We start from the raw sequence: 18,934 nt of genomic DNA on the forward strand, positions 1-18,934 counted from the left end.
TGATTGCTATCTTTTTCACATTCACTGCGTGACAGTCGGTGTGGGCCCGGTGTGGGAACCGCCGAAGAGAGTCCAGATAGGGAACTCAAACAGAGTGGAGGAGTTTATGAAAAAGATGCGCAAGCTCATGACCTGGCTGGCAGGCTGCGCGCTCATGCTCGCTGCCATGCCCGGACTGGCCCTGGCAGCTGGCGGCAAGGCTTCGGCGGTGGTCATTGTGGCCGACACGCGCAAGCTGGACGGCATCTTGTACTGGTGGGCCGAAATGTACAATGAAAGCCATCTGTTTTTCGCCATCCTGACCATGCTCATCATCCCCATAGTGGGTTGTATTCTTGGCTGGCTGGCTGACATCGTCATGACGCATATCGGCATTGACCTCAAGAACCGCGAACTGGCCGAAAAGTAAGGGGGCACAGTATGGAATGGCTGTATATTTTGATGCCCATTTCCGGCGTTAATATTTTTTGGCCGGGATTGATCATTCTTGGATTCGGCGTGGGTATTATCGGCGGCTTCTTTGGTCTGGGCGGCGCATGGATGGTGACCCCCGGTCTGAATATTCTGGGCTTTCCTATGGCATTCGCCATCGGCACCGACGTGGCGCAGATGGCAGGTAAATCACTTATTTCAACCATGAGGCACGGCAAGTTTGGCAACGTTGACTACATGCTGGGCATCACCATGCTCGTTGGTACGGTCATCGGCGTTGAAATTGGCGCGCAGATGGTCATGTGGCTTGAGCGCATCGGCTCCGTCGACAAGGTCGTACGCTGGCTCTACGTCGTACTGCTCATGTCGATCGCATGGCTCGTCTTTCACGATGCCGCAGTGCGCCGCCGCAAGGAACGCGAAGCCAAGGCCCAACACAAGGAACTTGACGCTAGCGCCGTTGGAATTGACTGGGCTTCACGCCTTCAAGCCATCAGGATTCCCCCTGTTATCCATTACAAGCATGCCAATATCACCTGCTCGGCATGGCTGCCCATCACCGTTAGCCTTTTCACGGGCTGGTTGGCCGGTATCCTCGGCATCGGCGGTGGCCTCATCCGTATGCCCGCTCTGGTCTATCTTGTGGGCTGCCCCACCCATCTGGCAGTGGGCACGGACCTCTTTGAAGTCGCCATCTCCGGCCTGTACGGTACAGCGTCCTACGCATACAAGGGTCGCGTGGAACTCCTGGCCGCGCTCATCATGCTCGCTGGCGCCGCTGTTGGCGCGCAGATAGGCGTGGTAGCGACCAAGTACGTCAAGGGTTACGGCATCCGCTTTGTGTTCGGTCTGGCTGTTCTTGGTTGCCTTATGTCGGTTATTCTCAAGCTTCTTGAAGCCGAATTCCCGTCCTGGGGCTGGTTGCTTGGCCCTATGGCCACTGTTGAAGTGCTTGGCTTCGTTAGCGCCATTTCCATCTACATCGCGGTGAAGATGGTCCAGGGTGCCAAGGCGGAATTGGCCGCCAAGAAGATGCGTGCAGCGAACAGCTAGGAGGAACACAGCCATGAAGATTCGTAGTTTGCTGCTTACCCTGGTACTTGGACTCGCCACCTTTCTCACTGCCTGCAACTTTGAAGGCGGAGTAGAACAGGGCCGTTGCGTAGCCTATAATCCCGAAGCCAAAACACTGACCATCGTGGTTGACGTCACCCACGATCAGTTCAACCCCCATTATAGTGGCGGAACACATACATATAAGCTTCCTACCGTGCCTGGCGAAATGGGGCCCGCGCCTGAAGTGGGCGGCCGCCTCATGATTGACCTGGCTAAAAATACGGTGCTCATATACGACCTCGACGCCAAGGCAGTTCGCGAAATTCCCGTTCAGTTCGTTGACGTGGAAAAGAACATCCGGCCCAGGCATCCCAAGGTTGCTGGCAAGACATTCCCCATCATCGACAAGGAACAGCAGACCGTTACGGTGTACTCCGGCCGCCTGAGTTCCCTGATAACCTTCAAGGTGCCTGCCAGCGAGATTGATCTGCCCCCCTATGCCTGGACGGCTGGCAATGAAATGCGCGTAGCCTTCCGCAATAGCGACAAGGATCAGGCAATACGCATCATGAACGTGAGCAAGACCAATATATTCAGCAAGTAAGGTTTATACGGCATCAATTCCGGGGCGGGTAAAACCCGCCCCGGCGAAAGTCTCCGGAGAGCAGCATGAACAGCTACAAGCAACACCTCTATATCAGTTGCATTCGCATAACAGCCAACATGCTCATGGTGGCAGCAGTTTTTGCGGCCATGTACCAGTCGGCGCGCAGTGTCAACTCTGCCGAACTGGTTTTCTGCGCCTGGTTTTTCGGCATTACCGTCTCTGTATGGGCCGCAGCCTTCTGGTTGACGCGGCAGGTTCGCCGGCGCTTTCCCGCTGAAGGGCAAAGTATGGTTCAATTGCCGCGCGAAGGACTCAGCCTTGTCAGCTGGCGTGTGCTTGAATCTTCCCCCAGTTCTTTGATGGCTCAACGCTCATGATTGCCGCTCACCCTGTCAGAGGATGTAACTTGCCCATGCAGACAGTTCTTGATGACGACACCTGGGATGCCTGTCAGGAAATCCGTCAGCGTCAGCGTAAACTTGGTATGGTATGCGCCGTGCTGCTGGCGATAGCCTTGCTGTGCCTGGTTGACGGCCTGCAAGGGCTTATGCGTTCGGGGGCCACGGTTCTTGAGCTTCTGCCGGAAAAATCTGCGGCTCTGTCGGGGCCGCTGACCATAAAAAATCCAGTAACAAGAGATATTGAGGTGAGCTTTGCGCCCGCAAACGCGCCCCTGTCTTTTACGCTGGAAGGTTTTTTTGCTGGCTACTGGTTTGGCAACGGCATGTGGCGCGGCATTGTTGCCGCCCAAAGTGAAGCCGAACCCGGTGAATACCATATGCGCGTGGCTTTCAGGGGCGCTGCGGCCAGTACATTTCAAAACTATACCGTGATCGTGCGCGCCGATGCCGTTGACATGCGCACGCATTCCACTTCGTTTACCCATCGCCTTACGGGATTTAATCCCTTTGCTTTGGCGGTCGGCTTTGTAGGGCTGGCGCTGCTGGTGGGCGTGGGTGTTTACCGTCATGGCAGCATGATTATACGCACGCTGGTGCGCCTTGGGTGTGGCGAAATAGTACGCGTGCAGCAAGAAAAAGACGGGTTGCGCCTCTGGTGCCTTCTTTATGGTTCGCGTCCTCCATATGAAGGCACGGTTTGCGCGGTCATCACAACCGAAGGCAGTGTTTTGGCCCATGCACGGGCGGGCACGGCAGCCAAGGGATCGCTGCAACTGTTCATATCCGATCACGACCGGGCCCAAAAAGAGTCTGGTTACACTCAGGACGAAATTTCTTTCGCCGTGCGGCCCGGCTGCCTTGTCTGCCTGCGACCTCCGTGTTCGCAGTCTCCTCCGGCCCCCGCAAGCTGAGCCAACCGGCGTTGAGCGGCATGCACATACGCGCCTTTGTGCATGCCGCATTTAAAATATCCACCTATTGTCCGCCTTTGGCTGGTTGCTTCTCAGGGAGCGCCGCCAGGGCGGATTTTAAGGTTTTACGGCCTGTTACAGCCCCACGCTGAAGCCAGTAATATCCGGCAATCTGCCTTTTCCCGCTCTTGCCGCCCGTGCGGCCATGCGTTAATATTCGCGGGTTATATGCCCCTTGAGGGCGCAAAACCAAGGTGGATTTCATGCTACAACAGTGTCCTTGCGGCAGCGGGCGTACTTTGGCCCAATGCTGTGGCCCCTATATGGACGGCGCGGTCTGGCCCGATAATGCCGAAACTCTTATGCGTTCACGCTATTCAGCCTATGTGCTGGGCCGTTATCAATGGCTTGTGGACAGTACCCATCCCGACTACCGTGATGACATCTCGGTGGAAAAGCTGACCGAACAGGCCAGGGATGTTCAGTGGCTGCGTCTTGATGTGGAGCGGACAGAAGACAATGTGCCCGCCGGGCAGAACGGCGAGCTTTTTGATGTGGTGGAGTTTCACGCCTATTACGAAATGGAAGGCATTCCACGGCAGTTGGGCGAGCGCAGTTTTTTCACCCGTGACGAAGACAAGATTTACTATGTGGACGGCGTGGCCTTGCGGCCAGAAGCCTACCGCAGGCCGGAAGCCAAGGTGGGGCGTAATGATCCCTGCCCTTGCGGCAGCGGCAAGAAGCATAAAAAATGTTGTGGAGCCGGAAACGCTTGAGTCCGCGCAGCACAGAAACGGCGGCGCGAGGAACAGGCAAAAGCGGCCCGCTGACTGCCATTCGCCAGTTTTGCCTTGAATGCCAGGGGGCGTCGGGCAAAGCCGTGCGCGCTTGTACCGACAGACATTGCCCGCTTTGGGACTGGCGTCTTGCCTCCTTGCCTGACGAGCCTTGCCCCGTACCTGAAGACCAGGCAGGGCGTCAGGCTTTGCGCGCCATACGCAGGCAGTGCATGCTCTGCGCTGGCGACAGGGGCGAGGTACGGGCCTGCGCGGCACGCGAGGTCTGCGTGTTGTGGCGCTACCGTTTTGGTGTGCGGCCACAAACGTACAAGCTGGTACGCCGCCGTTTTTTTGCGCCCAAGCCTCTGAGCCTGCTCTAATGACGCACTTGCAGCGCCTCCAGCAACATACATGGCCGCTGGAGGCGCTCGGCTTGAATTCAAGGGTGTTGTTTAAAATGTTGAAGACGCTCGCCACAATATCTGGCCGCACAGATGCACAGGTATGCTTCCGGTTTTCAGCGCCAGTAACGGTCAGGCGATTTCTTGGGCTAACGGCTGCATCTGTGTTATAGGGCTTCATGGTGGCGGGCTGTTCGCACAGCCGCCAGAACAATTTCATTTTGAGACTGCTTCAAGCCTTGCACCGTCATGAACACGGCAAGGCATAAAGGAGAAGCCCATGCCTCATTATCTTGAATGGTCCAGAGCCTATAGTCACAGGTTGAACGCGGCGGATGGCGCTCCCCTTCAGGCCAGAGCCGCGGAGATGGGCGCTCGGCTTGAACGAGAGCTGGCGCAGGGCATTTTGCCCTTTCTGTCCATGCCGTACCGCGCAACGCTGGAAAAAGATCTGCCTCCGATTCTGGAAAAAGTGCGGACCCGCAAGCATATGCTTGTATTGGGTATAGGAGGGTCCGCTCTGGGCGCGCGTGCCATACAAAGAGCCTTTGCGCCGGGGCAGGACAGGCCGGGACATGACGGGCCGTGCCTGTGGATAGCCGACAACGTATGCGCGGAAGAATTTGAAGCCCTGCTGGCTGGGCTTGATGCGGCGGATACTTCAGTGGTCTGCATCAGCAAGTCGGGTGGAACGATCGAGACACTGGCGCAGTATTTTCTGGTGCGGCAGTGGCTTCAGGCCGATTTGGGCGAAGGCTGGCGCGAGCATATGGTGGTGGTCACCGATGCTGTGTCCGGCTACCTGCGTCAGGAGGCCACGTCGCACGGCCTGGCTTCGCTTGAAGTTCCAGACCATCTGGGCGGGCGCTATTCGGTGCTCTCTGCCGTGGGGCTTTTGCCCGCAGGATTTTTGGGTGTTGACTGGCGTGCCTTGCTGGACGGCGCAGCCGAGGTGGCCCGGCCCCTGCTGGAAGCGCCGCGCTCCTTGGGCAGCCATCCTTCCTACGCGCTTGCCTGCTGGGCCAGGGCGCTGGAGCTGCAAGAGTACAGCGAGCTCATCCTGTTCTGCTATGTGCCGCAATGGGCGGCCCTTGGGCCGTGGTTTGCGCAACTGTGGGCGGAAAGTCTCGGCAAGGACGGATTGGGCATTCTGCCTGTGGCCGCCACGGGCGTTACAGATCAGCATTCCGTAAATCAGATGTTTTTGAGCGGCCCGCGCAACAAGGGCTGCATCTTCCTTACCAGTCGCGGGCAGGCCGAAGGCCGCGTCTTTGGTCAGGACTTGCCGCAGGAATGGGCATGGCTGCGGGGCAAGCCCCTGGGCTCGCTGCTTGAGGCCGAAGCCCTTGGGACGCGCATGGCCCTTTGCATGAACGAAGTGCCTCTGGTGCATATGGATATGGACGGAACCGGGCCCAATGCCGCGGGAGCCTTCATGCTGTTGCTGGAAGCCGCAACCCTGTTCACAGGCTGGCTTATGGGGGTGAACCCCCTGGACCAGCCCGCTGTGGAGCTGGGCAAGCGTTTGGCCAATGCGCGCCTTGGCGCGCCGGGCTATGTGACAGAACATGCGGATCTGGATAATTTTATGGCCGTGCCCTTGCAAGAGCAGGCATTTTAAGGAAGACAGATGTTTTTCAGAAGAAAGCGGGGAGCGTCAGCTCAGGATCAAGGCGCTGGCTCCCACAATCCGCACGGCGGTCCACAATCCGAGGACAATGTACCGGGACCATACGCTGGCGGAGTACAGGACTGGAGCCCGAGCAATCAGGGCGGGCCTGCCACCGGATCAAAAGGCGATGCCGAGGGTGGGCTGCCGCTGAGCTATGCCCGTCCTCTTTCCTGGCTTTCACTGGTCGTCATTTTGCTCACCAGCCTGGGGCTTTCTTTCTTTATTTCAAACTCGGCTCGTGAAACCCTGTTGACGCGGCAAGAGGGCTTTGCCCGCTTGCTGGTGGAAAACCTCAACAGTCAGATATTCCGGCGCTTCGCCTTGCCAACGCTTATGGGCTACGGGCGTATAGCCTTGCGCCAGCCAGCCCAGTACGAGCGGCTTGAGCAGGTTGTGCAGTCTGTCATTCAGGGGCTGCCGGTAGAGCGGTTGCGCATTTATGATTTTTCGCGCCTTGTGGCCTATTCCACGCGTAAAGAAGAGGTGGGCCGGGCAGGGCTTTCGCCTGCCAATCTGGATGAGGTTTTGCAGGGTACTGCCCTAAAATCTGAAATTATTTCAACTATTCCGGCATGGCAGGCCCCTTTCAGATTGCCGCTGGAGGAGGGCACGTTTGTTTTGCGTGTTCTTTATCCGTTGAAGGGCGAACCGTTGCAGCCGGGTCAAGAGGCTCCCATTATGGGGGCTTTGGAGCTGACGCAGGACATTACGGGCGACTATGAGCAGGTGCTGACATTTCAGGGCATCATTGTGGTCATGTGTCTCATGTCGTCGGTGGTTCTTTTTGGCCTGCTGATTATGCTTATCCACCGTTCGGAGCGTGTGCTTGCCGAACGCATGCAGAAAAACCGGCAGCTTGAAAAGCAATTGCACAGTAATGAACGCTTTGTGAGCATGGGGCGCGTTGTAGCCAGTATTGCCCACGAGATTCGGAATCCCCTGGGCATTATCCGCTCCAGCGCCGAATTGCTGCAACGCCGTACAGATCAGGCAGACGCTGGCACACGCCGCATACTGGGCGCTATTTTTGATGAATCGGTACGGCTCTCGCAGACAGTGAACGATTTTCTGGACTATGCCCGCCCCCGTCAGCCCAAGCAGGATCTGGTTGATGTAAGCCTTGTGCTGGATCAGGTTCTGGCTTTTCTTGAAGGCGACATGGCCCGCCGTGACGTTGCTGTGGAGCGGCAGCCAATGGAAGGTCTTTTCATTCGGGGCGACAAGGATTTGCTGTACCGCGCTTTTTACAATATCCTTGTTAACGGACAACAGGCAATGGACGGGCCGGGTATCCTGCGCATCAGCGGCGACCACGACGGCGAGGGCCATGTAAGGCTGGAATTTCTCGATTCCGGTCCCGGCTTTGACGCCGCCATTGTGGGCAATCTGCTGGACCCCTTCTTTACAACCAAAGACGGGGGCACGGGCCTTGGTCTGCCTATTGTACAGTCCATCATTGCCAGCCACGGCGGCGTGATCCAGCTGGAAAACGGTCCGGACGGCGGCGCTCTTGTACGGGTGCTACTGCCCGAGGCCCATACCGGGGCACAGGAATAGTCTTATGAGTGAAAAAGCGCATATTCTGGTTATTGACGACGAAAAAAACTATCTGTTGGTTCTGCAAACCTTGCTGGAAGACGAAGGCTATTCTGTCACCGCCATCAGTGACCCGGAAACCGCCCTGGCTTTTCTTGAAGAAAGCGAAGTGGATGTGGTGGTTACGGACATGAAGATGCCCAAGGTGTCCGGGCGTCAGGTGCTTGAAAGAGTAAAGAAAAGCTGGCCCTACATTCCGGTGCTTATCATGACGGCCTTCGGCTCCATTGAAAGCGCTGTGGATGTTATGAAATACGGCGCTTTTGATTATATCACCAAACCATTTTCCAACGACGAGCTTTTGCTCTCCATCCATAACGCCGTAGAACTGGCCCGCGCCCACCGCCAGTACCGTCTGCTTCAGGAAGTTATGGAAGACCGCTACGGCGTACACAAAATCGTGGGGCGCAGCCGCGCCATACGCGATGTGCTTGTGATGGTCGAACGGGCCGCACCTAGCCGTTCCACAGTGCTTATTACCGGTGAATCCGGTACGGGCAAGGAACTGGTGGCACGGGCCATCCACTATACAAGCCCCCGTAAAGACAAACCCTTTGTGTCCGTTAACTGCATGGCGCTCAACCCTGGCGTGCTTGAGAGCGAACTTTTCGGCCACGAAAAGGGCTCCTTTACCGGAGCCGTGGCCATGCGCCGGGGCCGCTTTGAGCAGGCCGACGGCGGCACGCTTTTTCTGGATGAAATAGCGGAACTTACGCCCGACCTTCAGGTCAAGCTGTTGCGCGTGCTTCAGGAAAGGCGCTTTGAACGCGTGGGCGGCGGTGAAGAAATCGAGGTCGACATCCGCGTGGTGGCCGCCACAAACAAAGATCTTGCCGCAATGGTGGAGAAGGGAACGTTTCGCGATGACCTGTACTACAGGCTCAATGTGGTTCAGGTTCCCCTGCCGCCCCTGCGTGAGCGTCGTGAAGACATCCCCCTGCTGGTGGCCCATTTTGTGGAAAAGGTATGTGCCGACAACACAATGTCTGCCAAAACCTTCACTACTGAAGCCCTCAACTACCTGACGGGCTATGAATGGCCGGGCAATATTCGGCAGCTGGAAAATGTGGTTGAAAGCTGTCTTGTGCTGGTGCCGGGCACGGTCATCAATGTGGACAATCTGCCAGCCGAGATCCGCGATGAAGAATCGCAGTTCAAGAGTGCCGTTGACCTTTTGCCCGTGCAGCTGGATCTGGCCGATACGCTGGAAAAAATTGAAGCAGCTCTCATCCGTCGAGCTTTGGTGCGTGCAGAGCTTGTTCAGGTTAAGGCTGCAGAATATCTTGGTATTTCAAAGAGTTTGCTGCAATATAAGTTGAAAAAATACGCCATAACCGGCCATTAAAGCTCTTTGGCTGCCCTGGCTGATTTGTATTCAGCCTGACATATCCCGTTTTGCGAAGCGCAGTCTGATATGCCGTAACATTTGCAGCAGGTTGGGCATGTGGTTTGCTTGCTGTGGAACGAAACTTTTGAAAACCGCCATTGTGTAATTGTTTTTTACTGTTACACAAAACAGCAACGTTTATAGAAATAAAAAACAGACCCGCTCCTGAACAGGGGCGGGTCTGTTTTTTTACGCTGTGTCTGGCAGATGCGTGCGCAGTTGGTCTGTCGTGCCGCATTACTGTGGCAGGTAACATCCCTATAACTTTGTAGATCGTGACATGGTTTGCTATAGTCTATGGCGTCATGAATTACGCGGTATCCTTTTTAACTTGTCAAACCTGATTTTTTACATAAGTATATGTGAAAGACATAATGCGGCAAAGGCCACCATTAGCGAGCAGGTTTTATCGTGCCCGTGTGGTTGGTGCAGAGCCGAAGCCATTGATTGATTAATCAGATAATGGCCTTTTTATATTGAAAAAAAGCATCCGGCGTTAAAGCACCGGATGCAAAAGGCATATGCCAGAAGGCATGTGGGCAAGCAGGCCAGCGTGTCTTTCCGGCGGCTGCACTTGACAGCCGCCGGATGTATACACACTTGATTATAGTCTGGGGCAGACGCTAGCTTTTGCGCTTGGCCAGACGCTTTTTCAGATTTTCAGCAACGATCTCGGGATCAATGGGCTTACGGGCAATGCCGCTCTCAATGGCAGCTTTGGCAGTTGCCGCTGCAACCTTGGGCGCCACTTCGGGATTGAGCGTCGAGGGAATGATAAATTCGGGGCGAAGTTCCTCAGCCGTGACCAGTTCGGCTATGGCGTAGGCTGCTGCGATTTTCATTGCATCATTGATGTCTGTGGCGGCCACATCCAGCGCTCCACGGAATATACCGGGAAACGCCAGCACGTTGTTGATCTGGTTGGGGCAGTCGGAACGGCCAGTGGCGATAACTTTTGCCCCTGCGTCCACAGCGCGTTGCAGCGGCCAGATTTCAGGAGTGGGATTGGCCTGCGCAAAGACAATGGGATCCTTGGCCATGCTGCGGATCATGTCTTCGGTAAGGGTGTCGGGCGCAGAAACGCCAATGAAAACATCGGCTCCCTTGATGGCTTCGGCCAGGCCGCCCTTGACCTTTTGCGGGTTGGTGCGGCGGGCGATTTCGTCCTTGTAAGGATTCATGCCCTCGGTGCGGCCTTCCCATATGGCCCCGCGTGAGTCGCACATAATGACGTTTTTCAGGCCAAGAGCCATAAGCAGCTTGATGATGGCTATGCCTGCTGCGCCTGCGCCGCTGGTGACAACGGTGATGTCGTCCAGCTTCTTGTTCACGATTTTGAGGGCGTTGATAAGCCCGGCCAGGGTAACAACCGCCGTGCCGTGCTGGTCATCGTGAAAAATGGGGCCTTTGAAGACGCCATTTTTTTTCAGGCTGTCTTCAATAACAAAGCACTCTGGCGCTTTGATGTCTTCAAGGTTCACGCCGCCGAAGGTCGGGGCCATAAGTTCCACCAGTTCAACGATTTTTGCCGTGTCCTTGGTGTTAACGCAAATAGGAAAGGCATCCACATCGCCAAACGTCTTAAAAAGCAGCGACTTGCCTTCCATAACGGGCATGCCTGCGGCGGGGCCGATGTCCCCCAGGCCAAGCACGGCGGTGCCGTTTGAAACGACGCAAACAAAGTTGGAGTGGTTTGTATAGACATCAAGGTTTTCAGGCTGACGGTAGATTTCCATGCAGGGTTCGGCAACACCGGGCGAATAGGCCAGGGTAAGGTCATCGGCGTCACGCACTGGCACTTTGACGCGAACCTCTATCTTGCCCTGATAATCCTTATGCATGGCCAGGGCTTCATCCCGCAGATTCTTGATACGAGACATGATCACTCCTTGACTGACGATGTTCTGCCTGTGGGTCGAAATGGACGGCCTTGGGGCGGTTAAGACGGAGAACCGGCAAGAGGGGCATTGCGCCACCGAAAAATACTTGCGGTCCCGTTGGTATACAGGAAGACCCGAGGCAAGCAAACAGCTTCTTTACGGGTATTTCTGATACGACAAGTTGACCTGTGATACCAATTGTTTTTTGGAAACCAGCGTGGCACAGTAAGCCATGCAAAGTGCTACGTACTATATATAAAGGAGATAGATGGCGTCATGACTACCGCCAATGCAAATAATAGCAGTGTGGAAAGGCTGCAGGGCAGAAGACGCAGCATCCAGCGCCCGCGTGTGCATGTGGAGGTGCTGTCCTGCCTGTTGGAAGATATACAGTCGGGTGTGTACCAGGTAGGGCAGAAGCTGCCTTCAGAACGCGAGCTTATGGATGAATTCGGCGTGGGCCGTCCTGCTGTGCGCGAGGCCCTTTCGGCCCTGGCCCGTATGGGACTTATAGAAGTATCGCCCGGCATGCGCGCGCGCGTGTGCAGGCTTACGCTCAACCCCTTGCTGCGTGAAATGCGCGCCACCATGGAAATTTATTCCAGCACGCACGACGGCTGGCGGCATATGCACGACCTGCGGCAATTTTTCGAAACCGCTGTGGCGCGTCATGCGGCCCGTCATATGACCGACGAAAATATGGCCGAGCTGGAGCGTATTCTGCAAAGGCAGCGCTCTTTGCTGGACAATTCTGAAGTTCGGGAATTTGCCGAAGCAGATATTGATTTTCACCGTTACCTTGTCCACTGCGTTGGCAACAACTTTCTGGATATAGTGTCCGATGGTTTTTCCGGCTGGCTGATTACGCCTTTGTATGCCTCCATGCAGGTGCGCAAGCAGAGCGAACTGGCGTATCAGGCCCATGTACGGATATTCGAAGCCTTGAAAAAACGTGACGCCGACGCGGCAGAAGATGCCATGCGTGCCCATTTGGGCGAAATGCGCGGTATTTATCAGGTGGATGTTATGTCTGAGACGGAAAAGAAGACGGGCAAGGACTAGGGCGCGTTACCTTTTAAATGTGCAGGCCTTCAAAAGAAATTTGTTCTGACTTGTTCTGACTTCTCTCCATTTGGCTCGCCTACGCGGCGTGCGGCAGAGGGGGCCAGTCAGGGTTGCCGCCCTAACTGGCCCCCTCTGTACTCCCCGGACGACCCCGCTGGCTTTCGTATATCTTCACGCCCACGGGTGAGCTTCCCCGGTCTTTCCATATTCCGTCACTGGACGAGGGCTGCGCGGTTTTTGCTGCGGGAGCTTCCTTTCCCTTGGCCGGGTGATCTCCCTACGCGCCGCGCAATGCCATCAACGGCCAGACTCTAACGCCGCGCCAGAGTGCATGCAGGGTGAATGCTACGAACAACTGCATTTTCTGGCAGAAAGCCAACATTGAAATATGAAATATTCATGACGCAAGGCACGTTTTGTATGGCATCTAGAACATTTTAACGTTGAAAAGTTTAAATGCTCTAACAGTGCACAAGAGTGCAGCGCACCGAAACGCGGCGTGGGCTCAGCCGAAAAATTACATTTCTCGGCAAAATGAGAATGGTGAAATGTAATACATTTCAAGGGTAATCTGCTCTAGATACACAGATAAATAACACGCCTGCTTCATGACGCTGGGCGTTCGCTCGCGCAGCCGCCAGAGCAGTTCAAGCTTACAGAGCTTCAAAGGCAAATAGAAAAGCCGCAACGGAATTTCCGTTGCGGCTTTTGTGGGCCGGACACCCGGCAACGTCTGTTGCCGCTGCTTCCTTTCGGACCTGACGGAGTTGGCAGTGTTACCGCCGCCCGGCTTGGCAAATGCTTTACCTGCAAAGAAGTGGGCTGTCAATGCCCAGGCAGTAACAGGCGGGCTGTCACAGGTCATTGTTGCTGCAAATTGCCTGCACTTTCGGCCGTGAGCTACTTCTTTTTGTCCAAAAATTTCTATCAGCGCCTAAGGCGCTCATTTGCTGCTTGCCACCCGTGATAGCGTCTGCCGGGGGTATACCTCGTAAGTTTGGTTGGCAGCTGTGCCAGCCAAGGTCTTGCGAGCCTCACAAGCGCAAGTTGCTTTAGCTGGCTGCCATTGCAGGTATTTTATCCCGATGCAGCAAACCGGGCATGGCTGAAGCATTGCTCATGATTTTATCCATCATGCTGTCGCTCAGCTCTCCCATTTCCTGAATCCGCTGCATTTCTTCCTGAGGATCGTAAAGAGGCCAGTCTGTTCCAAAGAGCAGCCTTTCCGGCGGGCAGGCTTTCAGCAAGGTTTTAACGAGCTGGGGCGTGGAAAAGGGCGTGGTGCTGGAAGTATCGAACCAGAGATTGGGGCGTTCCTTGACCATGAGGGTCTTGAGGGCGTGCGCCCACATGCGGTAGCCGCCAAAGTGCGCTGCAATAACTTCAAGCTGCGGAAAAGCATCAAGAATTGCCGCCAGTTTGTAGGGGCAGGAAGGGTTTTTCTCCGGCGATATTCTGTCGCCAATATGCACTTCAAAAACAAAACGGCCCTGCGCCGCTTCAAATATGGGCAAGAGGCGCTCGTCACTGAGCCAGAATCCCTGAAAGTCGGGGTGCAGTTTTATACCGCGTATGCCAGCTGCTTCTATCCGGTCCAGTTCCGCTTCCCACTGTTCATAGCCGGGGTGTACGGTGCCAAAGGCAATGATCTGGCCGGGGTGGGCCTTTTGCAGGCTGATGGCATAGTTGTTCGCTGGAATGACCTGTGCGGGCGCTGTGGCTGCACACAGCACCACGCACATGTCGATTCCGGCCCTGCGCTCGCTTTCCAGCAGGTTGTCAATGGTACCGCTGCCTGCGCAGACTACGTCATAATGCTCATTAAGATGTTCCACGGCCTTGTGCGCAATCTTTGGGTGAAAGGCGTGGGTGTGGATATCAATATACATGATTAGGCGTTGCTTACCCCGTTAACCACATTGACAGGCGTTCCAGACTGCCAGCGGCGAATGTTTTCCGCAGTAAGGTCAATGATGTTCTGCCGTGCCCTGGTAGTGGCCCAGGCAATATGCGGCGTGATAAGGGTATTGGGCGCAGAGAGCAGGGGATTGTCGGCAGTGGGCGGTTCTTCGGAAAGAACGTCCGTGCCGAGGCCGCTCAACTGCCCGCTTTTAAGGGCAGCGGCAGCGGCTGCTTCATCCACAAGCGGCCCGCGCGACGTGTTGAGCAGTATGGCGCCCTTGCGCATGTTGGACAAAGCCTTGGCATTGATAATGTGCTTCGTTTCCTTGGTCAGGGGGCAGTGCAGAGAAATAACGTCTGATGAGCAGATGATGTGCTCAAGAGTGGCAAAGGCGAAAGGACTGTAGGTGGGCGGATCTTTGGGCACCCGGCAGTTGGCCAGTACGCTCATGCCAAAGGCGTGAGCCAGTTCGCCCATGCGGCGCCCAATGGAGCCAAAGCCAATAAGTCCCATAGTCAGGCCTTCAAGGCAGACCGGAGGCAGCTTCCAGTAGCACCATTGTTTGGATTTCAGCCAGTCGCCGTTTTTTACGCTTTCAGTATGCAGGCTGGTGTGGCGGCACAGTTCCAGCAGCATGGCCATAGCATGCTGGGCCACGTCGCTCACACCGTAAGCCACAACATTGCATACGGGAATGCCGCGCTGCGCCAGCGCTTCGGTATCAATGATATTGTAGCCTGTGGCCAGTATGCCCACCATGCGTACGCCTTCAATGGCAGGCAGGTCTTCTTTGCGAAGTGGGGTTTTGTTGGTCAGCAGTACGTCCGCCCCCTTGGAGCGCTCTGCCAGCTGATCGCTGTTGGTCGATTCATATATGGTCACATCGCCCAAGGCCTTGATGGGGGCCCAATCCACGTCGCCGGGGTTAAGTACCCCGCCGTCCAGAATGACAATTTTCATTGGAATATCCTCGCTTGAGGGCAGTGTAGCCTGTGCCAGAAGCCTCTGCAAGACCTTCGCTCAATTGGCAATTGGGCTGTAACTCACTTTTAAGATTGAATATAGGTAAAATGTTCCTGTTAAGTTTTGTTTAAAATACCTTATGCCGATAGTCAGAAACAAGATACGAAGAAGGCCACCCTTACGGGTGGCCTTCAAGTTCGTCACACAGACCAGAGGTCTAGTGGGCGATCACGCGGAAGTCGTCGCGGCGGTTCTTGGCCCAAGCGGCTTCGTTGTTGCCCTGCACGGCAGGATTTTCCTTGCCGTAGCTGATCATTTCAAGCTGGTTGGGGTTCACGCCCATCATAACCAGGTACTCATACGCAGCGCGGGCGCGGCGTTCGCCAAGGGCGAGGTTGTATTCCTGGGTGCCACGATCGTCGCAGTTGCCTTCGATGCGAACGCGGATGCTGGGGTACTGCTTCATCAGATCAGACTTCTGCTTCAGCATGTCTTTGTACTGGTTTTCAACATTGAACTTGTTGAAAGCGAAGTACACGCGGCCATCAGTGATCTGCTGAACGGCAGCGCGCATTTCAGGGGTCATGCCATCGTCATAGCCGGGCTCGCCAGTGGTCTTTTTTGCACAACCAAAACCAGCGGCCAGAGCCATAACCAGAGCGAGAATAAGAGCGTAGCGTTTCATTGTGTCCTCCTGAACAGCTCATTCTCCAAAAAATTAATACCTTTCCTTTCTGCACACATAAGGGCGCATTGCCCTTGCATAACAGATGGTATCTTCACCGTAATTTTTGTCAAGAAGTGTATGGGGTATTAGGCCCACTTTCGTAAAATATTTTTTACCCGGCTTTGCCTGAAATCGTTGAAAACCGGGTAAAAATATCTCTTATCCAGCCACAATTGGCTGTAATAATTATTTTTGCTGCCCGGGCATGCCCCAGCGAGGAAATGACGAGTCTCCACCGCCCGTAGGTACACGTTTGGCATCGCCGCCATGCCGTGTGGTCAGGTAGATGCCACGGCCGCCCCCACGCGAGGACGCAAAGGCGATAAAATAGCTGTCGGCGCAGAAAGAAGGCTGCTCATCGCTGCCGGGTCCAAAGGTCACCTGGCGTTCCATACCCGTAAGCATGTCCTGCACAAAGATGCGATGGCCGTATTCCGTCATGCGGCTGTAGACCACAAGAGTTCCGTCGGGCGAAAGGTTCGCCTCGGAATTGTATGTGCCGTTCTTGCTCACCCGGGTGACAGAGCCGCTGCTCAGGTCTTTGAGGAAGATCTGCGGGCCGCCCAGGCGTGAAGATGTAAAGGCCATCTTGGTGCCTGTGCTGTCAAAGGTAGGCGAAACGTTGATGGAATCGCCCTGTTCCAGCACCTTTTCTTTCTGGAAAACGTGGTTGAGCTGGAAGATAACAGGGTATTTGCCGTTGGAAAGAGCCACGGCCACCTTGTTGTCAGGCATGAAGGAAGGTCCGATAACCACGTTGCCGGGGAAGCGGATACGCTGCACCTTGCCGGTGGAGCGGTCCCAAACGCCCAGACCATGCGACTTGGGGTCAATCTGGGTGAACACCACGAAGCGTCCGTCAGGCGACCACGACGGGGACATAGCTTCGCCCGGCATATTGGTGATCTGACGCAGATCGCGGCCCGTAGGCTTGACCAGCCACACGTTGGAATCCATCTTGCCGTTCTTTTTAATGAAGGCCAGGGTCGAGCGGAAGAAGGAACCGTTGCCGGTCAGGGCTTCCAGAAGGTCGGCGCAGAAGCGGTCTGCCACTTCAGGCAGGTCGCGGGCGCTGACCTTTGGGTATTCCTTGCCAAAAAGGCGTCCGCCAGAGTTGGTTTCAAAGGCGCGGATTTGCACAGGGCGGGTGCCGCTGTCGCCTTCCGGCCAGAACGTAGTCACAACAATGTCTGACCCGGCAAGCTGAAAGCGTTTAAAATCCAGTGCGGGCGGCTCATAACCGGCAAGCACCACACCGCCCAGCACGGCCTTGGGGTCTGTCAGGCGCATGAACGGAAGAAAGCTCAGGTTTTCCTGAACAATCTTCTGCAGATCCGTGCCCATGCCCGTGGCCTGTACCTGCGGGCCCTTGAGGGGAGCGGCCAGTGCCAGATTGACGATGTTCTGGCCCGGACCGTAAATGTCCACGCGCATGGCGGCCTGTGCTCCGCTTCCCAGAGCCAGCCATAGCCCCAGAGCGAGGAGAAGAAGCAGTTTTTTCATGGCGTCAGCAGTCCTTGTAGGATCGGCGCGCTACCGGCGCACCAGGGTAAGAGTTATATCCAGTGTGGTGTCAAGACCTTCAGGAGGCAGTGGTATGCTGCCAACCTTACGAATGCCTTTACGCACGAAGGCATCAAGCATTTTGTCGCCGCTTTTTTGAACAAAGGCAACATCATCAATGACCCCGGTTTTGGGGTTCACCTGCAACCTCACCGTAGGATAATAGGTACCGGGCGGGGTTTCAACTGGAATGATGATAGATTCGGTAAGCTGGCGGACCACACCGGAAAAATACTTGCTGTATTTTTTTCCATAACGGTACTGGGCCTTGGTTTCAGAGCCAAAGACCGTATCCGTCTTGTCAGGCCGCGCCGCTTGCTTTGCCACAGGCACAGGCGTGCTGCTTCCTGTCGCAACGGCAGGCCCGTTGCCCACAGGTGTTTTTTGTTCAACACCTGCAACAACTGGCAGAGGTGAAGGCGCAATGGTCAGGGGCGGCGCTTTTACTTCAGCAGCGCCCTTTTTTGCCTCTTCATCTGCATTCTTGCCCTGTTTTTTTTCAGTTTTTGAGCCGCCCAGGCTCACCTTTGCCGGAGAGCTGTCCTGTCCACGGCCAACAGCCTGCGGTATTTTTTCAGGCTTTTTTTTGCCATTGCTGGTTGCTTGCTCTTGGCCGGGGTGGGCAGGAGCCACAACCGTGGGCTTGATGCCGGGCATTTCCTTACCAGTGGCCTTGGCAGTTTCTTCGGCCCGTTGGCGTGCCCGTTCTTCAGCGCCGGCAGCAAGGTTGTCGCTCATGGCAGCTTCGGCTTTGATGCGCGCACGCTCTTCAAGGCGCAGAGACTCCACATCGTCGGGAATCTGATTGCGGGCTTTGCCCCTGGGGGTTCCTGTCCAGAAGGACAGATGAACTTCCAGCGGTTTTTCGTGAGGCGTTTTGCCAAAATTGTCTATCTGGCGCACTGCGCCACAGGCAGAACTGTCCAAAGCTTCCATGCCGGACGGATGCACCGGAGTACAGCTCTGCACCTTGCCCTTGCCGTCAACGCCAACCTTGAGCTGCACCTGAAAGTCACCTTTCAGGGCAGGGGGCGGAGCCCATATGTCCACAACTTTATCAAGCATTTTGCCTGCGTATCCCCCGGCAGCATCTGCCGTGGCCATAGCGGCAGCCCTGGCCCCTGTTGCCGTGAAGCACAGAGTCACTGCTGCCAGAAAAAGGAATACACTGCGGAACGTGGAAAAAAGCGACGTGCGCTGCGGGGATGGCATAAGAACCTCCTGTAGGCACATGATAGCCTGTATGTTAACGCAGGAATCTTCTGTCTCGGTTAGAGCTGAAAAGGTCAGCCCACAAGCGCCCTGAAGGAGAGCAAGTTCTCTCCTTATAATAGTGCGCGGAATCAAGTGACACGCTCAGGCCGTACGATGCACAGCCAGGGCAATAGAGCCTTTTACCCTTGAAACGGTTTAAATGCACTAACGCTGTGCACGGGCGCAGCGCGCCACCACACGACGTCGTGGATTCTGGTGGAAACTGCACCGTTCACAGGGTGACGCCTTTGAAAGGTCAAACATTTCAAAGTTAACCTGCGCCGGAAGCACTGATTGCTGTATGTTGCCTTGTATGTCCAGCGTTACGTGAGTGCGT

At 55.5% G+C, this 18,934-nt stretch carries 17 protein-coding genes and 1 other RNA gene; 11 read left to right on the forward strand and 7 right to left on the reverse strand.

All coding sequences use genetic code 11. The features are described 5' to 3' along the window. The first annotated feature begins 106 nt into the window (after nucleotides 1-106). The 10 genes from HNQ38_RS03035 to HNQ38_RS03080 all read left to right on the forward strand — a co-directional run bounded on the left by HNQ38_RS03035 (nucleotide 107) and on the right by HNQ38_RS03080 (nucleotide 9,200). Nucleotides 107-409, forward strand: coding sequence for a DVU0150 family protein (locus HNQ38_RS03035; protein WP_183717950.1), 303 nt, complete (start codon nucleotides 107-109; stop codon nucleotides 407-409). 11 nt (nucleotides 410-420) lie between these two features. Continuing rightward, entirely contained in the window at nucleotides 421-1,485 is a 1,065-nt protein-coding gene (locus HNQ38_RS03040) for a sulfite exporter TauE/SafE family protein (protein WP_183717951.1), read from the forward strand. A 13-nt stretch (nucleotides 1,486-1,498) separates the two neighbouring features. Then, nucleotides 1,499-2,092, forward strand: a complete 594-nt coding sequence (locus tag HNQ38_RS03045; RefSeq protein WP_183717952.1) for a DUF4881 domain-containing protein — start codon at nucleotides 1,499-1,501, stop codon at nucleotides 2,090-2,092. A 65-nt stretch (nucleotides 2,093-2,157) separates the two neighbouring features. Next, nucleotides 2,158-2,472 carry a hypothetical protein gene (locus HNQ38_RS03050; RefSeq protein ID WP_183717953.1) on the forward strand — a complete coding sequence of 105 codons (315 nt, stop codon included), beginning with the start codon at nucleotides 2,158-2,160 and terminating at the stop codon, nucleotides 2,470-2,472. A 35-nt stretch (nucleotides 2,473-2,507) separates the two neighbouring features. Further along, nucleotides 2,508-3,407, forward strand: coding sequence for a hypothetical protein (locus HNQ38_RS03055; protein ID WP_183717954.1), 900 nt, complete (start codon nucleotides 2,508-2,510; stop codon nucleotides 3,405-3,407). Between the two features lie 263 nt (nucleotides 3,408-3,670). Further along, nucleotides 3,671-4,183, forward strand: coding sequence for a YchJ family protein (locus HNQ38_RS03060; protein WP_183717955.1), 513 nt, complete (start codon nucleotides 3,671-3,673; stop codon nucleotides 4,181-4,183). Continuing rightward, a complete protein-coding gene (locus HNQ38_RS03065) occupies nucleotides 4,180-4,566 on the forward strand; it encodes a hypothetical protein (RefSeq protein ID WP_183717956.1) in 387 nt (128 codons plus the stop codon). Before HNQ38_RS03060 ends, HNQ38_RS03065 begins: the two co-directional genes overlap by 4 nt. A gap of 301 nt (nucleotides 4,567-4,867) precedes the next feature. Beyond that, nucleotides 4,868-6,208: a glucose-6-phosphate isomerase gene (locus tag HNQ38_RS03070; protein ID WP_183717957.1), complete on the forward strand. Its 1,341-nt coding sequence runs from the start codon at nucleotides 4,868-4,870 to the stop codon at nucleotides 6,206-6,208. Nucleotides 6,209-6,217: 9 nt separating this feature from the next. After that, nucleotides 6,218-7,816 carry a sensor histidine kinase gene (locus HNQ38_RS03075; RefSeq protein ID WP_246387967.1) on the forward strand — a complete coding sequence of 533 codons (1,599 nt, stop codon included), beginning with the start codon at nucleotides 6,218-6,220 and terminating at the stop codon, nucleotides 7,814-7,816. Between the two features lie 4 nt (nucleotides 7,817-7,820). Continuing rightward, on the forward strand, nucleotides 7,821-9,200 hold the full coding sequence (locus tag HNQ38_RS03080; RefSeq protein ID WP_183717958.1) for a sigma-54-dependent transcriptional regulator: 1,380 nt from the start codon (nucleotides 7,821-7,823) through the stop codon (nucleotides 9,198-9,200). Nucleotides 9,201-9,865: 665 nt separating this feature from the next. Here HNQ38_RS03080 and HNQ38_RS03085 read toward each other — a convergent pair. After that, nucleotides 9,866-11,122, reverse strand: coding sequence for an NAD(P)-dependent malic enzyme (locus HNQ38_RS03085; protein ID WP_183717959.1), 1,257 nt, complete (start codon nucleotides 11,120-11,122; stop codon nucleotides 9,866-9,868). Nucleotides 11,123-11,398: 276 nt separating this feature from the next. Between HNQ38_RS03085 and HNQ38_RS03090 the strand changes: the two genes are divergently transcribed. Then, complete coding sequence (locus HNQ38_RS03090) at nucleotides 11,399-12,184, forward strand: FCD domain-containing protein (RefSeq protein ID WP_183717960.1); 786 nt, start codon at nucleotides 11,399-11,401, stop codon at nucleotides 12,182-12,184. Between the two features lie 711 nt (nucleotides 12,185-12,895). Here the strand turns inward: HNQ38_RS03090 and ffs are convergent. The 6 genes from ffs to HNQ38_RS03120 form a co-directional block, all read right to left on the reverse strand. After that, nucleotides 12,896-12,981: signal recognition particle sRNA small type (ffs, locus tag HNQ38_RS03095), an RNA gene on the reverse strand. A 258-nt stretch (nucleotides 12,982-13,239) separates the two neighbouring features. After that, nucleotides 13,240-14,076, reverse strand: coding sequence for an amidohydrolase family protein (locus HNQ38_RS03100; RefSeq protein WP_183717961.1), 837 nt, complete (start codon nucleotides 14,074-14,076; stop codon nucleotides 13,240-13,242). A 2-nt stretch (nucleotides 14,077-14,078) separates the two neighbouring features. Continuing rightward, entirely contained in the window at nucleotides 14,079-15,050 is a 972-nt protein-coding gene (locus HNQ38_RS03105; RefSeq protein WP_183717962.1) for a D-2-hydroxyacid dehydrogenase, read from the reverse strand. A 220-nt stretch (nucleotides 15,051-15,270) separates the two neighbouring features. After that, the gene (pal, locus tag HNQ38_RS03110) at nucleotides 15,271-15,738 is read right to left on the reverse strand and encodes a peptidoglycan-associated lipoprotein Pal (protein ID WP_183717963.1); all 468 of its coding nucleotides are present in this window, start codon (nucleotides 15,736-15,738) and stop codon (nucleotides 15,271-15,273) included. 228 nt (nucleotides 15,739-15,966) lie between these two features. Further along, the gene (locus HNQ38_RS03115; RefSeq protein WP_183717964.1) at nucleotides 15,967-17,283 is read right to left on the reverse strand and encodes a PD40 domain-containing protein; all 1,317 of its coding nucleotides are present in this window, start codon (nucleotides 17,281-17,283) and stop codon (nucleotides 15,967-15,969) included. Between the two features lie 30 nt (nucleotides 17,284-17,313). After that, a complete protein-coding gene (locus tag HNQ38_RS03120; protein WP_183717965.1) occupies nucleotides 17,314-18,555 on the reverse strand; it encodes a TonB C-terminal domain-containing protein in 1,242 nt (413 codons plus the stop codon). Nucleotides 18,556-18,934 lie beyond the last annotated feature (379 nt).

Origin of the sequence: Desulfovibrio intestinalis (assembly GCF_014202345.1) — a bacterium.
Lineage (GTDB): Bacteria > Desulfobacterota > Desulfovibrionia > Desulfovibrionales > Desulfovibrionaceae > Desulfovibrio > Desulfovibrio intestinalis.

Coding starts and splice junctions, on each gene's coding strand:
- HNQ38_RS03035 (WP_183717950.1), top strand. CDS start 107: ATGAAAAAGATGCGCAAGCTCATGACCTGGCTGGCAGGCTGCGCGCTC.
- HNQ38_RS03040 (WP_183717951.1), top strand. CDS start 421: ATGGAATGGCTGTATATTTTGATGCCCATTTCCGGCGTTAATATTTTT.
- HNQ38_RS03045 (WP_183717952.1), top strand. CDS start 1,499: ATGAAGATTCGTAGTTTGCTGCTTACCCTGGTACTTGGACTCGCCACC.
- HNQ38_RS03050 (WP_183717953.1), top strand. CDS start 2,158: ATGAACAGCTACAAGCAACACCTCTATATCAGTTGCATTCGCATAACA.
- HNQ38_RS03055 (WP_183717954.1), top strand. CDS start 2,508: ATGCAGACAGTTCTTGATGACGACACCTGGGATGCCTGTCAGGAAATC.
- HNQ38_RS03060 (WP_183717955.1), top strand. CDS start 3,671: ATGCTACAACAGTGTCCTTGCGGCAGCGGGCGTACTTTGGCCCAATGC.
- HNQ38_RS03070 (WP_183717957.1), top strand. CDS start 4,868: ATGCCTCATTATCTTGAATGGTCCAGAGCCTATAGTCACAGGTTGAAC.
- HNQ38_RS03075 (WP_246387967.1), top strand. CDS start 6,218: ATGTTTTTCAGAAGAAAGCGGGGAGCGTCAGCTCAGGATCAAGGCGCT.
- HNQ38_RS03080 (WP_183717958.1), top strand. CDS start 7,821: ATGAGTGAAAAAGCGCATATTCTGGTTATTGACGACGAAAAAAACTAT.
- HNQ38_RS03085 (WP_183717959.1), bottom strand. CDS start 11,122: ATGTCTCGTATCAAGAATCTGCGGGATGAAGCCCTGGCCATGCATAAG.
- HNQ38_RS03090 (WP_183717960.1), top strand. CDS start 11,399: ATGACTACCGCCAATGCAAATAATAGCAGTGTGGAAAGGCTGCAGGGC.
- HNQ38_RS03100 (WP_183717961.1), bottom strand. CDS start 14,076: ATGTATATTGATATCCACACCCACGCCTTTCACCCAAAGATTGCGCAC.
- HNQ38_RS03105 (WP_183717962.1), bottom strand. CDS start 15,050: ATGAAAATTGTCATTCTGGACGGCGGGGTACTTAACCCCGGCGACGTG.
- pal (WP_183717963.1), bottom strand. CDS start 15,738: ATGAAACGCTACGCTCTTATTCTCGCTCTGGTTATGGCTCTGGCCGCT.
- HNQ38_RS03115 (WP_183717964.1), bottom strand. CDS start 17,283: ATGAAAAAACTGCTTCTTCTCCTCGCTCTGGGGCTATGGCTGGCTCTG.
- HNQ38_RS03120 (WP_183717965.1), bottom strand. CDS start 18,555: ATGCCATCCCCGCAGCGCACGTCGCTTTTTTCCACGTTCCGCAGTGTA.